This is a genomic window from bacterium (genome assembly GCA_035454885.1).
Lineage (GTDB): Bacteria > UBA10199 > UBA10199 > JACPAL01.
On the sequence record DATIGE010000015.1, the window covers coordinates 34022 to 50301 of the forward strand.

Annotated in this window: 17 protein-coding genes and 1 pseudogene; 14 read left to right on the forward strand and 4 right to left on the reverse strand. The window is 61.2% G+C overall.

The features are described 5' to 3' along the window. Positions 1-20: 20 nt before the first annotated feature. From VLJ37_03445 to VLJ37_03500, 12 genes are all read left to right on the forward strand, one after another. Positions 21-956 (forward strand): TRAP transporter TatT component family protein, encoded by a 936-nt coding sequence (locus VLJ37_03445; GenBank protein ID HSA58720.1) that lies wholly within the window; start codon positions 21-23, stop codon positions 954-956. A gap of 104 nt (positions 957-1060) precedes the next feature. After that, the gene (gene dctP / locus VLJ37_03450) at positions 1061-2056 is read left to right on the forward strand and encodes a TRAP transporter substrate-binding protein DctP (GenBank protein HSA58721.1); all 996 of its coding nucleotides are present in this window, start codon (positions 1061-1063) and stop codon (positions 2054-2056) included. A gap of 76 nt (positions 2057-2132) precedes the next feature. After that, a complete protein-coding gene (locus tag VLJ37_03455) occupies positions 2133-2627 on the forward strand; it encodes a TRAP transporter small permease subunit (GenBank protein ID HSA58722.1) in 495 nt (164 codons plus the stop codon). Next, complete coding sequence (locus VLJ37_03460) at positions 2624-3892, forward strand: TRAP transporter large permease (protein HSA58723.1); 1269 nt, start codon at positions 2624-2626, stop codon at positions 3890-3892. The genes VLJ37_03455 and VLJ37_03460 overlap by 4 nt, the downstream gene beginning before the upstream one ends. A gap of 77 nt (positions 3893-3969) precedes the next feature. Beyond that, the gene (locus tag VLJ37_03465) at positions 3970-5142 is read left to right on the forward strand and encodes an acetyl-CoA C-acetyltransferase (protein HSA58724.1); all 1173 of its coding nucleotides are present in this window, start codon (positions 3970-3972) and stop codon (positions 5140-5142) included. Between the two features lie 14 nt (positions 5143-5156). Beyond that, positions 5157-5939 carry an enoyl-CoA hydratase-related protein gene (locus VLJ37_03470; GenBank protein HSA58725.1) on the forward strand — a complete coding sequence of 261 codons (783 nt, stop codon included), beginning with the start codon at positions 5157-5159 and terminating at the stop codon, positions 5937-5939. Between the two features lies 1 nt (position 5940). Next, positions 5941-6648: a hypothetical protein gene (locus tag VLJ37_03475; GenBank protein ID HSA58726.1), complete on the forward strand. Its 708-nt coding sequence runs from the start codon at positions 5941-5943 to the stop codon at positions 6646-6648. A 39-nt stretch (positions 6649-6687) separates the two neighbouring features. Continuing rightward, positions 6688-7833: an acyl-CoA dehydrogenase gene (locus VLJ37_03480; protein ID HSA58727.1), complete on the forward strand. Its 1146-nt coding sequence runs from the start codon at positions 6688-6690 to the stop codon at positions 7831-7833. A 37-nt stretch (positions 7834-7870) separates the two neighbouring features. Next, entirely contained in the window at positions 7871-8575 is a 705-nt protein-coding gene (locus VLJ37_03485) for a hypothetical protein (GenBank protein ID HSA58728.1), read from the forward strand. Between the two features lie 42 nt (positions 8576-8617). Then, positions 8618-9208, forward strand: a complete 591-nt coding sequence (locus tag VLJ37_03490) for a hypothetical protein (GenBank protein HSA58729.1) — start codon at positions 8618-8620, stop codon at positions 9206-9208. Positions 9209-9263: 55 nt separating this feature from the next. Beyond that, positions 9264-10895: a methylmalonyl-CoA mutase family protein gene (locus tag VLJ37_03495; GenBank protein HSA58730.1), complete on the forward strand. Its 1632-nt coding sequence runs from the start codon at positions 9264-9266 to the stop codon at positions 10893-10895. Next, complete coding sequence (locus VLJ37_03500) at positions 10896-11300, forward strand: cobalamin B12-binding domain-containing protein (GenBank protein ID HSA58731.1); 405 nt, start codon at positions 10896-10898, stop codon at positions 11298-11300. It abuts the gene before it with no gap. Here the strand turns inward: VLJ37_03500 and VLJ37_03505 are convergent. From VLJ37_03505 to VLJ37_03520, 4 genes are read right to left on the reverse strand one after another with little or no spacing between them, the layout of a single operon-like run. After that, positions 11287-12396 (reverse strand): hypothetical protein, encoded by a 1110-nt coding sequence (locus VLJ37_03505; GenBank protein ID HSA58732.1) that lies wholly within the window; start codon positions 12394-12396, stop codon positions 11287-11289. The two genes, VLJ37_03500 and VLJ37_03505, sit on opposite strands and share 14 nt — an antisense overlap. A 53-nt stretch (positions 12397-12449) precedes the next feature. Beyond that, entirely contained in the window at positions 12450-13229 is a 780-nt protein-coding gene (locus tag VLJ37_03510) for an enoyl-CoA hydratase/isomerase family protein (GenBank protein HSA58733.1), read from the reverse strand. Between the two features lie 2 nt (positions 13230-13231). Next, positions 13232-13831: a hypothetical protein gene (locus tag VLJ37_03515; GenBank protein HSA58734.1), complete on the reverse strand. Its 600-nt coding sequence runs from the start codon at positions 13829-13831 to the stop codon at positions 13232-13234. Positions 13832-13840: 9 nt separating this feature from the next. After that, positions 13841-15262, reverse strand: coding sequence for a thiolase domain-containing protein (locus VLJ37_03520; protein ID HSA58735.1), 1422 nt, complete (start codon positions 15260-15262; stop codon positions 13841-13843). Positions 15263-15346: 84 nt separating this feature from the next. Here VLJ37_03520 and VLJ37_03525 point away from each other — a divergent pair, with 84 nt between their 5' ends. Both VLJ37_03525 and VLJ37_03530 read left to right on the forward strand, forming a co-directional pair. After that, a complete protein-coding gene (locus tag VLJ37_03525) occupies positions 15347-16144 on the forward strand; it encodes an enoyl-CoA hydratase-related protein (protein ID HSA58736.1) in 798 nt (265 codons plus the stop codon). Continuing rightward, a pseudogene (locus VLJ37_03530) lies at positions 16134-16256 on the forward strand (biotin carboxylase N-terminal domain-containing protein). The gene VLJ37_03525 and the pseudogene VLJ37_03530 overlap by 11 nt, the downstream one beginning before the upstream one ends. Positions 16257-16280 lie beyond the last annotated feature (24 nt).

Genomic DNA, 16280 nt, shown 5'->3' on the forward strand with positions numbered 1-16280 from the left:
GAGTGATACCTCTAAACTATATGAAAACACTTAGGATTTTGACTGTCTGCGTCATTGGCTTCCTCATTTTGATCGCGGGTGTCTTGGAGACTTCCTGCAGCCCGTCTAAGATCGCGTCCGACCTCACCTCCGGCATCTTCAAGGTGGGGGCGCCGATCTTCGAGCAGGAGGGGGACGTCGACACCGCCGAGGTCTCGGGCCTGGCCATGATCAAGACCCTCGAGGTCTTCAATTTTCAAAACCCGTCCAACAAGAATTACCTGAACCTGCTGGCCCGTTCGTACGCGACGTACGCCTTCGGTTTTTTTGAGACGCGGATGGTGCAGTACCAGTTCAAGGAACCGGACAAATACAACATGTACGCCGAGCGGGCGAAGAATTTTTACAAGAAGGGCAAGCTCTACGGCATGGACCTGCTGAAACGGAAGGACGAGGGCCTCGTCAAGGCGATGTCGAAGGGGCTCGACCAGGTGCGCAAGAAAATGAACGGCTATGCCCGCCATGAGATCGAGCCCGTCTTTTGGACGGCGTTCAATTGGGGGAGTTATATCAATCTCTCGAAGGACGATATCACGGTCGTCGCGGACCTTCCCATCGTGGAAGCGATGATGGCGCGGATCGTCCAGGTCTATCCGGGATTCTATTTTGGGGCCCCGCATCTCTTTTACGGGGTTTACTACGCCAGCCGCCCCGCCATGCTGGGCGGGGACCCCAAAAAGGCCCTGACGAGCTTCGAGGACGCGGCGAGAGCGACCCAAGGACGGAGTCTCATGGTCTACGCCCTGGAGGCGCAATTCCTGGCCGTGCAGACGATGGACCGCGGTCTCTTTGACGAGATGTTGGCGAAGATCAACGCCGGTTCCGTGGAAGCCCTTCCCGAGCAAAGGTTGGCCAACGCGCTCGCGAAGCAGCGCGCGAAATATCTCCAGGATAACGCCGCACAATATTTCAACTAGGCCGAGGCGGTGGACCAAACGCCGCGTTGCGTCATAACTCCTGTATTTACAGGGCCCCCCGCGTTCGTGTTAAAGAGTCCAACCTTAAAAAGGGAGGAACCTCTATGTCAGTCAGATCCATGCGATTCGCGCTCGCGATGGCGTTCTTCGCGGCGTCGGTGTTCGTGGCCGCGAACGCGCAGGCCCAGGTCAAGGAAATCAAGTGTGCCACGATCGCCCCGGCGGGAAGCGCCTGGGACAAGATCTTCGTCGCGATGAACGACGAGTTGAAGGCGAAGACGAACGGCCAGGTGGCGTTCAAGATCTATTCCGGCGGCGTTCAGGGCGACGAGACGGCCGTCGTGCAAAAGATCCGGAGCGGCCAATTGGGCTGCGGCGGGTTGACTGGTTTCGGTTTGGGCAAGATTGCCCCGTCGGTTCGCGTATTGGAGGTGCCCTTCCTCTTCAAGAGCGCGGGCGAGATCGACAGCAAGACCTCCGCCGTGACGCCCAAGCTGGAAGCGGCGCTCCAGGCAGGCAATCCCCCCGTCGAGCTCCTCGGCTGGGCGGAGGCGGGTTTCGTGTACATCATGTCCAACAAGCCCATCAAGAAGCTGGACGACTTGAAGGGTATCAAGATGTGGCAATGGGAAGGCGACCCCGTCGCAGAGGCCATGTACGGCGCTATGGGCGTGACGCCCGTGCAGCTCTCCATCGCGGACGTCCTGACGTCGCTTCAGACCGGGATGATCGAAGGGGTCTACGCCCCTCCGATGGGCGCGGTGGCCCTCCAGTGGGCCTCCAAGGTCAAGTACATTACCGATCTTCCCATCGTCAATTCGATCGGCGCCTTGGTCGTTGCCAAGTCGGAATTTGCCAAGCTTTCGCCCGACCAGCAGAAGATCCTGAAGGAAGTCGGCCAGAAATATTGCCGCCAGATCGTCGAGCAAACCCGGCACGACAACGAGGCGGCGCTCGCCTCCCTCCAGAAGCTGGGACTTCAGAAGGTAGAGGTTGCGGAGGCCGACAAGCAGGCGATGATGGGCATCTCCAAGCAGGTGGGCCAGTCGCTGGTGGGCAAGCTCTACAGCGCGGATCTATTGGCGGCGGTGCAGCGATAGCCGAAAATTAGTTTTGTTTTCCTAGAAAAGAATGGTAACGCCCCGCTTCTCACGTCGAGGAGCGGGGCGTTTTTCTATGAGATTCCTCCTGAAGCTCAATGACGCCGTCGGAAAGGTCGAGAACGTTCTTATATCGGTCGGCCTCCTTTCGATGCTCGTCCTCGCCTTCCTCCAGGTCGTCATGAGGGACGTCTTCAACAAGGGCATCCCCTGGGCGGACTCGATCGTCCGCCTGCTCGTCCTCTGGGTCGGATTCGTGGGCGCGTCCTTGGCGACCAAGCTCGACCAGAACCTGACGCTCGAAGTCCTGACCAAGTACATGCCGGAGCGCTTCCGCCATCTTTCCTCGATGGTCGTCAAGGCCTTCGCGATCACGATTTGCTGGTTCCTGTTTCAGGCCTCCCTCAAGTTTCTGGGAGACGAGATGACGACGGGCGAACAGTTTCTGAAGCTCTTTCCGTCCTGGTACACTCTGACGATCTTCCCGGCCACCTTTGCCCTCATTTCGTTCCACCTCGTGGTCGGCATCCTCAAGGACATGGTCTATTTCGTGAAAGGCAAACCGGCATGACGGCCTTGGTCGTCATCGGCATTATCTTGATGGCGCTCTTCGGGGCGCCGCTCTTCTCCATCTTCGGCGCGGCCTCTTTGTTCGGATTTCATTCGGTCGACATCAACACCTCCGCCGTCATCATTCAGATGACCCAGCTCGTGTCGGCGCCGGCCATGGTGGCGATCCCTCTCTTCACCTTCGCGGGCTACATGATGGCGGAGAGCAAGACGCCGGAGAGGCTGGTTGCCGTCTCCCAGGCCCTCTTCGGCTGGATGCCGGGGGGGTTGGCCATCGTCACGCTCTTCGCCTGCTCCTTCTTCACGGCCTTCACCGGTGCCTCGGGAGTGACGATCATCGCCCTGGGGGGATTGCTCTATCCCATCCTCAAGAAGCGCGGTTTCAAGGAAGGCTTCTCCCTGGGGCTGGTGACCTGCTCGGGAAGCCTCGGGCTTCTCTTCCCGCCGAGCCTCCCCATCATCCTCTACGGCGTCATCGGCCAGGTGGACGTCGACAAGCTCTTCGTGGCGGGCATCCTGCCGGGCGTCCTGTTGCTCCTGTTGCTGGGCACCTATTCCGTCATTTGCGGGGCCAAGAGCACGACGCGGGTCAAATTCAAGGTCAAGGACGCCCTCAAGGCGATCCAGGCGGCGGCCTGGGAGTTGCCGCTCCCCCTGATCGTCCTGGTAGGCATCTACGGCGGGTTCACGACGGCCTCGGAGGCGGCGGCGGTCTGCGCGTTCTACGTCTTCATCGTCGAGGTCTTCATCTACCGGGATCTGAAGATCTTCACGGACATCCCGCGCGTGATGAAGGACAGCATGGTCCTCGTGGGCGGCATCCTCATCATCGTGGCTGTGGCCCTGGGCTTCACGAACTTCGTGATCGACCAGGAAGTGCCGATGAAGCTCTTCGAGCTGACCAAGAAGTACATCACGAGCCCGGCGATGTTCCTGGTCGTCTTGAACGTCTTCCTGCTCATCGTCGGATGCCTGATCGACATCTTCTCGGCCATCATCGTCGTGGTGCCGATCATCGCGCCGATCGCCCGGGGGTACGGGATCGACCCGGTTCACCTGGGCATTATCTTTCTCACGAACCTCGAGATCGGCTACTTGACGCCCCCGTTCGGCCTGAACCTGTTTCTTTCCAGCTACCGGTTCAAGAAGCCGATTGCGCGGGTCTTCGCGGATACGCTGCCGTTTCTCCTCATTTTGTTCGCGGCCCTTCTCATCATTACGTATGTTCCGGCGCTCAGCTTGACTCTGCTCGCGAAGTTCCATTAACTACCTTTACGAGCAGGGCGAGGGTTATGCCGCGGGTAGCGGCGCGAGTCTCGCTTCCGCAGGACACGGAGGAATTCATGGAAACCGTCATCGTCGCCGCCAAACGCACGCCCATCGGGAGTTTTCAGGGATCTCTGGCGGAGGTCCCCGCGCCCAAGCTCGGAAGCATCGCCATCAAGGCCGCCTTGCAGGCCTCGGGCCTGAAGGGGGAGGACGTCGGCGAAGTCATCATGGGCAACGTGCTGACGGCCGGCGAGGGCCAGGCCCCGGCCCGCCAGGCGGGAATCTTCGCGGGCCTCCCTCAGGGCACGCCCTGTCTCACCATCGGCAAGGTCTGCGGCTCGGGGCTGAAGGCCGTGATGTTGGCCGACCAGGCGATTCGTTCCGGAGATGCGGAGGTGGTGATCGCCGGCGGGATGGAGAACATGACGCTCGCGCCTTATCTTCTGCCGAAGGCGCGCGCGGGTTACCGCATGGGCAACGGGCAGATCATCGACAGCATGGTCAACGACGGCCTCTGGGACGTCTACAACAACTTCCACATGGGGAACGCGACCGAGATGTGCGCCAAGAAGTACGAGATTTCCCGCGAAGAACAGGACCGCTACGCGGCGCAGAGCTACACGCGCGCGCAGAAGGCCATCAAGGACGGCGTCTTCAAGCGGGAGATCGTGCCCGTTGAACTCGAGACCAGAAAGGGCAAGGTCCTGTTCGACACCGACGAGGAGCCGGGGAAGGGCAGCGTCGAAAAACTTCCGACGCTGAAGCCCGCCTTTGACAAGGCCGGGACGGTGACGGCGGGCAACGCGTCCTCCATCAACGACGGGGCCGCGGCCGTGGTCCTCATGAGCGCGGACGCCGCGAAGAAGCGCGGGATCAAGCCGCTTGCGCGAATTCTCGGGCATGCGCAGGCGTCGGTGGCGCCGGAGTGGTTTACGATCGGGCCCTCGGAGGCCATCAAGAAGAATTTCCAAAGGCTCGGTTTGTCCGCGAAGGACATCGACCTCTTCGAGATCAACGAGGCCTTCGCGGCCGTCGCCCTGGCCAATAATAAAATCCTCGGACTCTCCGAGCAGAACGCGAACGTCCGCGGCGGGGCCGTGGCCCTGGGGCATCCCATCGGGGCCTCGGGCGCGCGTATCCTCGTCACCCTGATTCACGCCCTCGAAGATCTGAATCTGAAACGCGGCCTGGCCTCCCTCTGCATCGGCGGGGGCGAGGGCGTGTCGATGATCGTGGAACGCATCTAATCCGGAGGTCAAAAATGTCCTATCAGAACCTGATCCTGAACAAAGAAGGTCCAATCGCCACAGTGACCATCAACCGCGAAAAGGCGATGAACGCCCTGAATGCCGATTTGCTGAAAGACATCCGGGCGTGTTTTGGACAACTTTCAGCTGACGCCGAGGTTCGCGCGGTGATCCTGACCGGCGCCGGCGAGAAGGCCTTTGTGGCGGGTGCGGACATCGCCGCGATGAGCACCATGAGCGAAGCCGACGCCGTGGAATTCGGCAACCTGGGCCACGCGGCCATGAACGCGGTCGATCACTGCAAAAAGCCCGTCATTGCGGCGGTGAACGGTTTCTGTCTGGGCGGCGGCATGGAGTTGGCCCTTTCCTGTGACTTCATCTATGCCTCCGAAAAGGCCAAGCTGGGGCTGCCTGAAGTGAATCTCGGACTCTTTCCGGGTTGGGGCGGTACGCAACGGCTCGCGCGTTTGGCCGGAAAAGGGATCGCCAAGGAGATGATCTTCTCGGCGCGCATTCTGACGGCGGCCGAGGCCAAGGATTACGGCATCGTCAACAAGGTCTGCGCCCCGGAAAACCTCCTGAACGACGTCCGCGCCCTGGCCGGTGAAATTGCAAAAAAGGGGCCCGTGGCCGTGCAGATGGCCAAGCAGGTGATGAACGAAGGCTTTGATCTCTCGTTGCCTCAGGGACTGGAAAAGGAGAAGACGAGTTTTCCGAAATGCTTCGTGACCGAAGATCTCAAGGAGGGTCTCGCCGCATTTCTGGAAAAGCGCCCGGCCCAATTCAAGGGGAAATGATATGAAATCCTTGCTGCGACTTTCGTCTTTCGGTTTGTTTGCGGCCTGGTTGGCCGCCGCCTTCGCCGGAGGCGTTTCGGGATGCAACACCGACGAGATTGCGGGTCACGGCAGCGACGACAATGTGGTGGGCACCGAACAGGACGCCAAGGATACGGCGACGGCGGCTGAGAACGTGGCTTTTCGAGCCTTCACCGCGTCCTTTGGCACGCCGGGGTCGGCCCTCGATCTCGGGCTGAACGCCGGGTTGATCTTGGGCAAGCTCAAGGACGCCATCGAAGCGAATTCGCGGTCGAGTTGCGCGGCGGGCGACGTCCCGTCCCCGTCCGGGGACAACGTGACGGTCAACGGAGGCGTTGGCGGCACCTGCGCGGTAAAATTCGAGGGCGACGCCTCGGACGGCATCCTGCGCGCCAACTGCACGAGATACGACGACGGCGTCGATTCCGGCGAGGCGGCGGTGGACGGCCTGATCGGCGTTTCCGGTTCTGCCGCCACGGTCGGCAATGAATCGACATTCACGTTCTCTTCGATCACATCCAACCTGCTCGTCATGACCCTCGCGGACGGAGACAATTGCTCCGCCGTCCTGAACCTTTCGGCAGACGTCACGATCAACAACGACAACGGGACCGGGAGCGTCTCCATGGATGGCTGTGTGTCGATCTGCGGCGAGGCGTTCGACGTGACGGGGTCCGAAACGTTTTAATGTAGGGGCGAACCTCGTGTTCGCCCGTTAGGGTGCCACATGGATTTTAAGCTGACCGACGAACAGATCATGATCCGGGACATGGCTCGCGACTTCGCGCAAAAGGAAGTTGCGCCCAAGGCCGCCGAGTTGGATGAAAAATCCCTCTTTCCCTCGATGCACATCAAGAAGATGGCTGAGCTGGGCCTGATGGGCATGATGATTCCCCAGGAATGGGGCGGCGCGGGGCTGGACACGCTCACCTACGTGCTCGCGCTCGAGGAAATCTCGGTCGCGTGCGCCTCGACGGCCGTCACCATGTCGGTCAACAATTCGCTCTACTGCGGCCCCATCCTCAAGTTCGGGACCGAGGCCCAGAAAAAGAAATACCTGACGCCCTTCGCGAGCGGTGAAAAACTCGGGGCCTACGCCCTCTCCGAGCCGGGGACCGGGTCGGACGCCGCCAACCAGAAGACGACGGCCAGGAAGGTCGGGGATCAATACGTCCTGAACGGCCGGAAGAATTTCATCACGAACGGCCCCAACGCGGACGCCATGGTTGTCTATGCCATGACGGACACCGAAAAGCGGCACAAGGGCATCTCCTGTTTCATCGTGGACAAGGGGTTCAAAGGCTTTTCGATCGGCAAGATCGAGAAAAAACTGGGCATTTGCGCCTCCAGCACCTCGGAGATCGTCCTGGAGGATTGTGAGGTCCCGGCGGCCAACCTCTTGGGCACTGAGGGGGGAGGTTTCGCGATTGCCATGTCGACCTTAGACGCTGGAAGAATCGGCATAGGAACGCAGGCCGTCGGCATCGCCCGGGCCGCCTTCGAGCATGCGCGGGATTATTCCAAGGTGCGCGAGGCCTTTGGACAAACGATCTCGAATTTCCAGGCGATCCAGCACTTTTTGGCCGACATGGCGGTGAAGATCGACGCCTCCCGCCTCCTCGTCTGGCGAGCCGCTTGGATGAAGGACCATGGAATCCCCTTCACCAAGGAGGCGGCGATGGCCAAGCTCCACGCCTCCGAAGCGGCCGGTTGGGTTGCCACCAAGGCCGTTCAGGTGTATGGAGGGTACGGTTACGTGAAGGACTACCCCGTGGAACGGTATTACCGGGATTCGAAGATCACGGAAATTTACGAAGGAACGAGCGAGATCCAGCGTTTGGTCATTGCCAGAAGCCTTCTCAAGGACAGTTAACAAGGACAGTCAACAAGGATACCAAGGAGGGGAAACCATGAACAAACTCAGCAAAATCTCGGGCCTGTTGGGCCTGGGGGCCTTCATGATCGCGCTCAACCTGGGCAGCTTCGCCGGTTGCGATAGCGGCAGCAGCGGCGGCGGCGGGACCGGAGGGGCCGACGATAACTCCGTGATCGCGACATCGAGCGATGCGCTGGATACCTCGGACGCCGCGGTGAACCTGGCGCTTTCCGCGTTTAGCGCGGCCTTCGGCAGCAGCGGCGCCGCCTTGACGCTGGAGACCGTTCAGAGTTTCAAGAGCGCCATCGCCGCTACTTCGAGTGCGGAATGCAATGAGGTCGGTCTTCCGAGTGTTTCCGGCGACAGCATTACGCTGACCGGCGATGTGAGTGGGAGCTGCGCGGTGACCTCCGACGGCACCTCCGATAGCGGTGAGCTCGTGGCGAACTGCAATAACTACAACGCCGGGAGCGAGGCAGCCGATGCGGCGATCGACGGGGAACTCGGCGTGGAAGGCTCCCAGACGGCAACCGCCGTACAATCGACTTTCGATATGAATCAAATTTCCTCGAACAATTTGATCGTCACCCTCAGCGACGGAAGCGAATGTTCCGCGGTGATCGATCTCGCGGCGAGCGAAACGATCGTCATTGCCACCGGGGAGTTTACGCAGAGCATGTCGGGCTGCGTCCGCATCTGTGGCGAGGCGTTTACCATCAACGGTTCCGAAACGTTCTAATTCGGAAACCGGAAAAGGAATTTCTCTTATACTTCAAGCTGAATGCGCCGTTTCCTTCTTCTTGCCTTCTTCTTGACGGTCGCCGCCTGCCGCTCGGGCGGCGGCCATTTTATCGGAGGCGTCGAAAGATCTCTGAACGCCTTTTCCGCCGCGTTCCAGACGGTCACCGCGGGACTCGCCGTCGCCTTCAAGCTGGGGACCGTCGCCGGGGACGTCGTCACCTACAAGCACACGCTTTTGTGCGATCCTGAAGGATCCTCCAGCATCGACGAGAGGCTGAGCGAGGGTCCAATCGACGGGACCTTTCTGGTCCAGGCCGATTTGGATGAATGCAACGGCGTCGGGGGGGAGATGTCCGCGCTTGGAAGCTTCGCACGGGCCCCCGAAGGACTCAAGCTTCAGTGGGCGTTCGACGGCGTGGTCCGGAGCGGCTCCTGCGACGTCACCCTGTCCGACCTTTCGGTGGTGTCCTCCTCGGAGGAGGTTCCGGCGGCGAGCGTCGTGACCGGCGAGTTGACCGCGACCTGCACGGGCTCAAGCCCCGCGTTGATCCGCTGTACCTGGCATCAAACACCCGCCCTCGCCTCCGAGGAGCTCCTGGCCGCCTGCTCCTGCACCGGATCGGGATGCTGAGTCTCATCACCAGTAAGACGTTGACAGGCCCGCCTCCCGCGGGACAAATCACAGCATGGCCCAGCCATCCGAGAAACCGGCCGCAAAGGAATTGAAGGAGCGGCTCCCCGAGTTTACGACCCTTTCCTCGCGCCCCATCGAACGGCTCTATACCCCGGAGTCCCTTCGGGATTTCCGCGCGGAAAGGGACTTGGGCGAGCCCGGGGAATATCCGTTCACCCGGGGGATCCATCCCTCGATGTACCGGGGCAAGCTCTGGACGATGAGGCAGTTCGCGGGCTTCGGTACCCCCGAGGATACGAACCGGCGTTTCAAATATCTTCTCGATCACGGGGTGACGGGGCTCTCCACCGCCTTCGACATGCCGACCCTGATGGGTTTCGACGCCGATCACCCCATCGCCCGCGGTGAGGTGGGGATCGAGGGCGTCTCGGTCAGCTCGCTCGCCGACATGGAGGTCCTCTTTGACGGGATCCCCCTGGACAAGATCACGACCTCCATGACGATCAACGCCCCGGCGATCGCCGTGATGGCCATGTATATCGCCGTGGGGGAAAGGCAGGGCCTCAAACCCTCCCAGCTCGGCGGAACCATCCAGGGGGATATTCTGAAGGAATTCATCGCGCAAAAGGAGTGGATCTGTCCGCCCGAGCCCAGCGTCCGGATCCTGATGGACATGGTCCAATGGTGCGCGGAGGAGATGCCCAAGTGGAACTCGATCTCGATCTCCGGCTATCACATACGGGAGGCCGGGGCGACGGCGGTCCAGGAGATGGCCTTCACGCTCGCCGACGGCGTCGCCTACGTGGAGGAGGGGGTCCGGCGCGGGATGGACGTCGACGAGTTCGCTCCGAGGCTCTCCTTCTTCTTCGACGTCCATAACGATTTTTTTGAAGAGATCGCCAAGTTCCGGTCGGCGCGCCGGCTCTGGGCGAGGCTTATGAAGGAGAGGTTCAAGGCCAAGAATCCCCGGTCCTGGATGCTCAGGACGCATGCCCAAACGGCGGGAGTCAGCCTGACCGCCCAGCAGCCGTACAACAACGTCGTCCGGACGACCCTTCAGGCGCTCGCGGCGGTCTTGGGCGGGACGCAATCGCTTCACACGAACTCCCTGGACGAAACCTACGCCCTTCCCACGGAGGAGGCGGTCCGCATCGCCCTCCGGACCCAGCAGATCATCGCGCACGAGAGCGGCGTCACCAACACCGTGGATCCCTTTGGAGGATCCTATTTCGTCGAGAACCTGACCGACGCCACGGAAAGGGAGGCGATGGATTACATCCGGCGGATCGACGAGATGGGCGGGATGCTCAAGGCGATCGAAAAGGGGTTTCCCCAGCGGGAGATCATCGACTCGGCCTACCGCTACCAGCAACAGGTGGAGAAGAAGGAAAAGATCATCGTGGGCGTGAACGATTTTACGATCGGACAGGAGACTCCCATCGAAACCCTCAAGATCTCGCCGGAGAAGGAGAGGCATCAGAAGGAGCGGCTTCGGAGGGTGAAGGAGACCAGGAACCGGACAAAGGTCGAGACCGCCCTCGCCGACCTCAAGAGGGCCTGCGCCACGCGGGAGAATCTCATGCCTTACGTGTTGAACGCGGTCCGGGAGTATGGGACGTTGGGGGAGATTGTCGAGACGTTCAAGGCGGCCTTTGGGACCTACAAGGATCCGGGACATTTCTAGATGGAACGAAAACTGCGCATTTTAGTCGCCAAACCCGGCCTCGACGGCCACGACCGCGGGGCCAAGATCATCGCCCGCGCCCTGCGGGACGCCGGCTTCGAAGTCATATACACGGGACTCCATCAGACGCCCGAGATGATCGTCGACGCCGCCTTGCAGGAGGACGTGGATTGCGTCTCGCTCTCCATCCTCTCGGGGGCCCACAACCACCTCTTTCCCGAGGTGATCCGGCAGCTGAAGGCAAAGAAAATGGACGACGTGACCGTGATCGGCGGCGGGATCATCCCCCAGGAGGACATCCCGGGGCTCAAGAAAGCGGGCGTCAAGGAGATCTTCCTGCCCGGCACCGATACCAGGGACGTGGTCGCTTGGATTCATCAGAACGTGAAGCCTAGGAAGTTGTAAGGGCGAGCGTGCCTCGCCTTCTCGGAAGGACCCACCAGGACTCGTCGCCTACGCCGCAAAAACCCAGGGACCTGGCGATATCATCCAATCGTCGGATGGTCGTTGAAAGACGGGAGGCCTCCTCGCTGGGAGAGTGCATCACCCGCTCCCGGAGGGCTTGAAAGGAAAGCAGGCCGGCCCCCCCGAAGAGACAGGAGGGAAGGGCGTCGGGATCCGCGACGTGTCCGTAGAGGGGTGCCCGCCTTTCGGCCCTCAGCCAGTAAATCGGAGGATCCCCATAATCGCGACGCAGGGAGCGGATGACCTCTTCGACCAGCCAGGCGCGTGGGTCAGGGCCGAACCGTTTCTGGGTTAATTTCAGGAGGTCGGTTTTCCGCCCGTTCCGGTCGATCTTGATCTCGGTCAGGCGCGACCCTCCCTGAGTCAATGTGATCCCAAAACCGTCGCGGCGGCGAACGACGCCCACCACGGCCAAGAGGATATTCCGGAGCTCGCCCGAATCATCCGTCCCTTCCCAATGGAGCCGGAAATCGACTCCCGCCACCGTTTCATGGCTGCCGGGGCTCAAATGGACGTGAAACTCCCTCCCGATTTCGTAACGGATCGGTGCATCGAAGTCCCCCTCGCGCCAATTGGCAGCGACGCGGGGGCCCCATTTTTCCCGGAGGAGTCTTAATCCCTCCAGGTGGCCCAGGACGCTTTCTTCGGGCGTCGCAATCTGGGGGTAGGCGGTGTGGCTGGTTGCGTAGGGGATCGCGTCCCACAGAATTCTCAAAGATTGGATGGAACCGTAATCCTCGGAGCAGACAAAGCGGTCGATGACGCCCTGCAGGGCCTGGACGCCCTCGCGCTCCAAACGGGCCCCGTTCCGGGCCCAGGTATCCGCGGCGTCCTGGGCGATCCGTCGTGAAAGCTCGCCGACCCCAGGCCGCCAGAAAGCGGCGGATGCGTTCAGCGAGGCCCGAAGCTCCGCCTGCACCGCCGGGTTGTAGAGAAATCCGTCGATGGCCGCGTGCAGGCGCTCATAGGTGAGCGGTTGGAACGGACGCGCCGTCCAAGGCAACGTCGAGCCCATGGGGGTGACGGACAGGGTCATGGAAATTTCTCCGTAGGGGCATTATCGGAGTTTCGAAGGAAAAGTTGCCTGGGCTAGGTCCCGGAAAATGCCGGAGGTCTCTTGGCGCGGATGGCCTGGACCCCTTCGAGCAGATCGCGGGTCTTGAAGCAGACGGACTGGCCCTTGGATTCGAACAGGAGCGACTTTTTGAGTTGGTTCCTGTGATTGAGGACGCCGCGTTTGGAGATCTTCACGGCCACCGGCGCGTTTTGTGCGATCTCCCGTGCGATCCTCGCCGTCTCTTCCCTGAGAACCTCCGGCGCAAAGAGGTGGTGAATCATCCCTCTCCGCAGGGCTTCCTCCGCGCCGACGGTCCGGCCCGTGAGCAGCAAATCCAAAGCGGTGGGCGCGCCGAGGACGTGGGGCAGCAGGAACGTCGCCCCCATGCCGGGGGAGAGGCCGAGCTTGACGAAGTTGACGCCCATCTTCGCCTCGGTCGAGGCGGTACGGAGGTCGCAGGCCATCGTCATGCAGAAGGCCGCTCCGATGGCGGGGCCGTTGATCATGGCGATCACCGGAACTTCGATTTTCAAAATCGATAGAAAGCGCCCGTAGAACCCCAGCATTTCGCTCCGATTCACCGCCGCCTTCTTGCGAGCGCGGGCCTCGATGATGTCCAGATTGCCGCCCGCCGAAAACGCGCGGCCTGACCCGGTCAGGACAACGACTCGGATCGTTTGATCCCGATTGATCTGGGGGACGAGTTTGGCGATGGCGACGCCCATCTCCGCGGAGAGGGCGTTGAGGCGGTCGGGGTCGTTCAAGACGATCCAGGCGACCGGGCCTTCTTTTTGAAAAAGGATCGAACTCACCGTTACTCGAAGGTGAAGCCCTCGGGCAGCTTGTCCGCCGGAGTGCCGAGGGGGACGAACGCCAGATCGGTGATCGTGTAGGTCGGCTTCTTGGTGCGGAAGATCGGGACAACCTTCATCTCCATCTCCGGTTTGCCGACCGGCATATAGCTCATCAGGATGGTGCAAATCCCGTCGAATTCGACGTTCACGAACTGGATCGGCTTCTTGAGGGTGTTGAAGGCGCCCGTCCGCTCGGTGATCATGAAGGAATAGATCCGGGCGCCCTTTCTTGCCTGATGGGTTACATCCAGAACGGTGTTGCGCGACAGGCAGTCGGGACAAAAGATCCGGAAGGGGAGATAAACCGACCCCTTCGTCTCGCACTTCGCATTGTCGCACCGGGTAGCGTGGATCTTTCCCTTTCCGATTCCATCGAAGAAGACCCACTCCGCGCCGTAGGAGTGGACGTAGGTCATGTCGCGCGGGTTCGTGACCCCGCAAAGTCTTCCTTCCGCGTTTCGAATCGGCTGATTGGGCTCGATATTGTGAAAATTGCCTTTGAATCGGTAGACGTTCCCTTCGACGCTCACTTGTGCATATTCTTCAGGTGTCTTGGGCATATGAGCTCCTTAGTCTTTCTTGAGTAGATGATCCGGATCGGCCAGGATCGTGCACGTGACGTGCGATCCGACTCCCGCGTGGCTGATCGCCAGCCCGCGCTTGGCCCCCTTGACCTGCAGATCGGTCCAATCCTTCGGCTTTTCCTTGCCGAACTCCGCCCAGCGCTTGGGGTCCCCGTGGACCTCGCCGTGGCGGTTCCAGATGTGGAGCATGACCTCGATCACCTGCATGATGCCTGTGGCCCCGACGGCGTGCAGGCAGCCGATCAATCCGCCGGAGAGGTTCGCCGGGAGTTTCCCCGGTTTGCCCGTCTTCGGATTGGTGTGGTAGCAGTCGCCCGATTCCACGTAGGTCCGTCCCTCGCCATAAGGCCGGATCCCGATGTCTTCATAGGTCTGGATGTCGCTGATCGTGAAGGCGTCGTGGAGTTCGACCAGATCCATGTCCTCCGTCGGATCTTTGACGCCGGCCATTCCGTAGGCGTAATAGGCCGCGATGCGGGCGGCGAGGAATCCGGTAAATCCGGGATAACGCTCTCCACCGGGGTATCTCTTGTCGAGGTCCTTGTAGGTTTCCTCCGTTTCGTTGGGGAGCAGCGGGATATCCATGTCGCGCCGGTCGGCCACTCGGAGGGTGTGGGATCCGGCGGAGCAGTAGAGCCGCAACGGCTTCTTGCAGAGTTTGAAGGCGGTCTCCTCGTCGGCCAGGATCACGCAGGCGGCGCCGACGCTCATGAGGCAGGCGTCCAGGGCCCGCAAGGGGTAGGCGACGACCGGTGACTTGAGGACGTCCTCGACCGTAATCCTCATCGGGCCCTGGGCGAAGGGGTTATGAACGGCGTAGCCCCGGTTCTTCACCGCGATCTCGGCCATCGTCCGCCGGAAGGATTCCTCCTGGCGTCCGTAGACCTGCCAGTACTTCTGGGCCATAACGGCGTAGTAGCCGGTGTAGATGTGGCCGAGCGGCGTCTCCCAATCCTTGTCGGCCGCGCTGGCGATCAGGTGATTCCCCTCGTCGGTGGGGACCTCGTCCATCCTCTCCCAGCCCATCGTCAGGACGCAATCGGAGTATCCGGAGGCGACCGCCTTCATCGCCTCCCAGATTGCTGAGCCTCCCGTAGCCCCGCCGGTCTTGATGCCGACGTTCCCCAAAGGATCGAGCCCCAACCGGTCATGGATGACCGCCTCTCCCAGCAATTGGTCGCCGAAGTGGTCCGCGAAGTGCCCGTAATAACAGGAGTGGATGTATTCCTTGAGCTCCGCGGGGGTCTTGCCGATCATCTCACAGGCCATGTTGAAGGCGTCGACGCAGAGCTCCTCGGTCCGTTTTTCGGGAAAGGCCCTGGCGAATTGAGACATTCCGCCCGTGACGAGATAGACGGGACGCTGAAGTTTTGGGATCTTGAGCTGATGCTTGCTGAATTTGATCATGCCGAGAGACTCCTTTCGAAGATTGATTTTGCCTCATATTGGGATATGTTCGGAAAGGCAAAAGGATTTTTGGGAGGAGGCCGGATGCCCGCAATTCTCATGCACCACGACGGCCCGATCGCCCGCATCAAGTTGAACCGGCCCGAGGTCAGGAACGCCATCAACGACGAGTTGATTGCGGAGCTCGCCGATGCCCTCAAGGCGGCGGAACGGAATCCGACCATCCGCGTGGTCATTCTCTCGGGCGAAGGGGATTTTTTCTGCGCCGGGGCGGATCTCAACTGGATGAAGTCCTTCGTGGGAGCCTCCCGGAAAAAGAACGAAGCCGACGCCCTGAAGTTCGCCAGGCTTCTGCAGTCGTTGAACGAGTTGGGGAAGCCGACGATCGCCCAGGTGCATGGGGCGGCGATCGGTGGCGGCGTCGGGCTCCTGGCCGCCTGCGACGTCGTCGTCGCCTTCGAGAACACCGTGTTCGCCCTGGCCGAAGTCAAGTTGGGGCTGGTTCCGGCCGTGATCTCTCCCTTCGTCATCGCGCGGATGGGAGCCTCCGCCGCACGGCGGTATTTTCTGACCGGGGAGCGGTTCACCTCGGACGTCGCGCTCCGCCTGGGCCTCGTCCACGAGGTCGTCCCCATGGAGCGTCTCGAGACCGTCGCGAACGAGATCGCCCGCCATTTGCTTTCATCGGGTCCGGAGGCTGTGAAGCACGCCAAGGAGTTGATACGCGTTGTCGGTAGGGGCCAGCGAAGCGCGGTCCCTACGAAGGATCCGATTCAACAATACACCGTCAAAAAGATCGCCGCCCTGCGCGCCTCTCCCGAGGCCCAAGAGGGGATGAAGGCCTTCCTCGAGAAGCGCAAGCCGAATTGGAATGTTCCGTAAAATCCTCATCGCCAACCGCGGCGAGATTGCCGTCCGCATCGCGCGGGCCTGCCGGGAGCTGCGGATCCCCTCCGTTGCCGTCTATTCGGAGCCGGACGCTGGGTCTCTCCACTCGCGGATGGCGGACGAGGCCCAA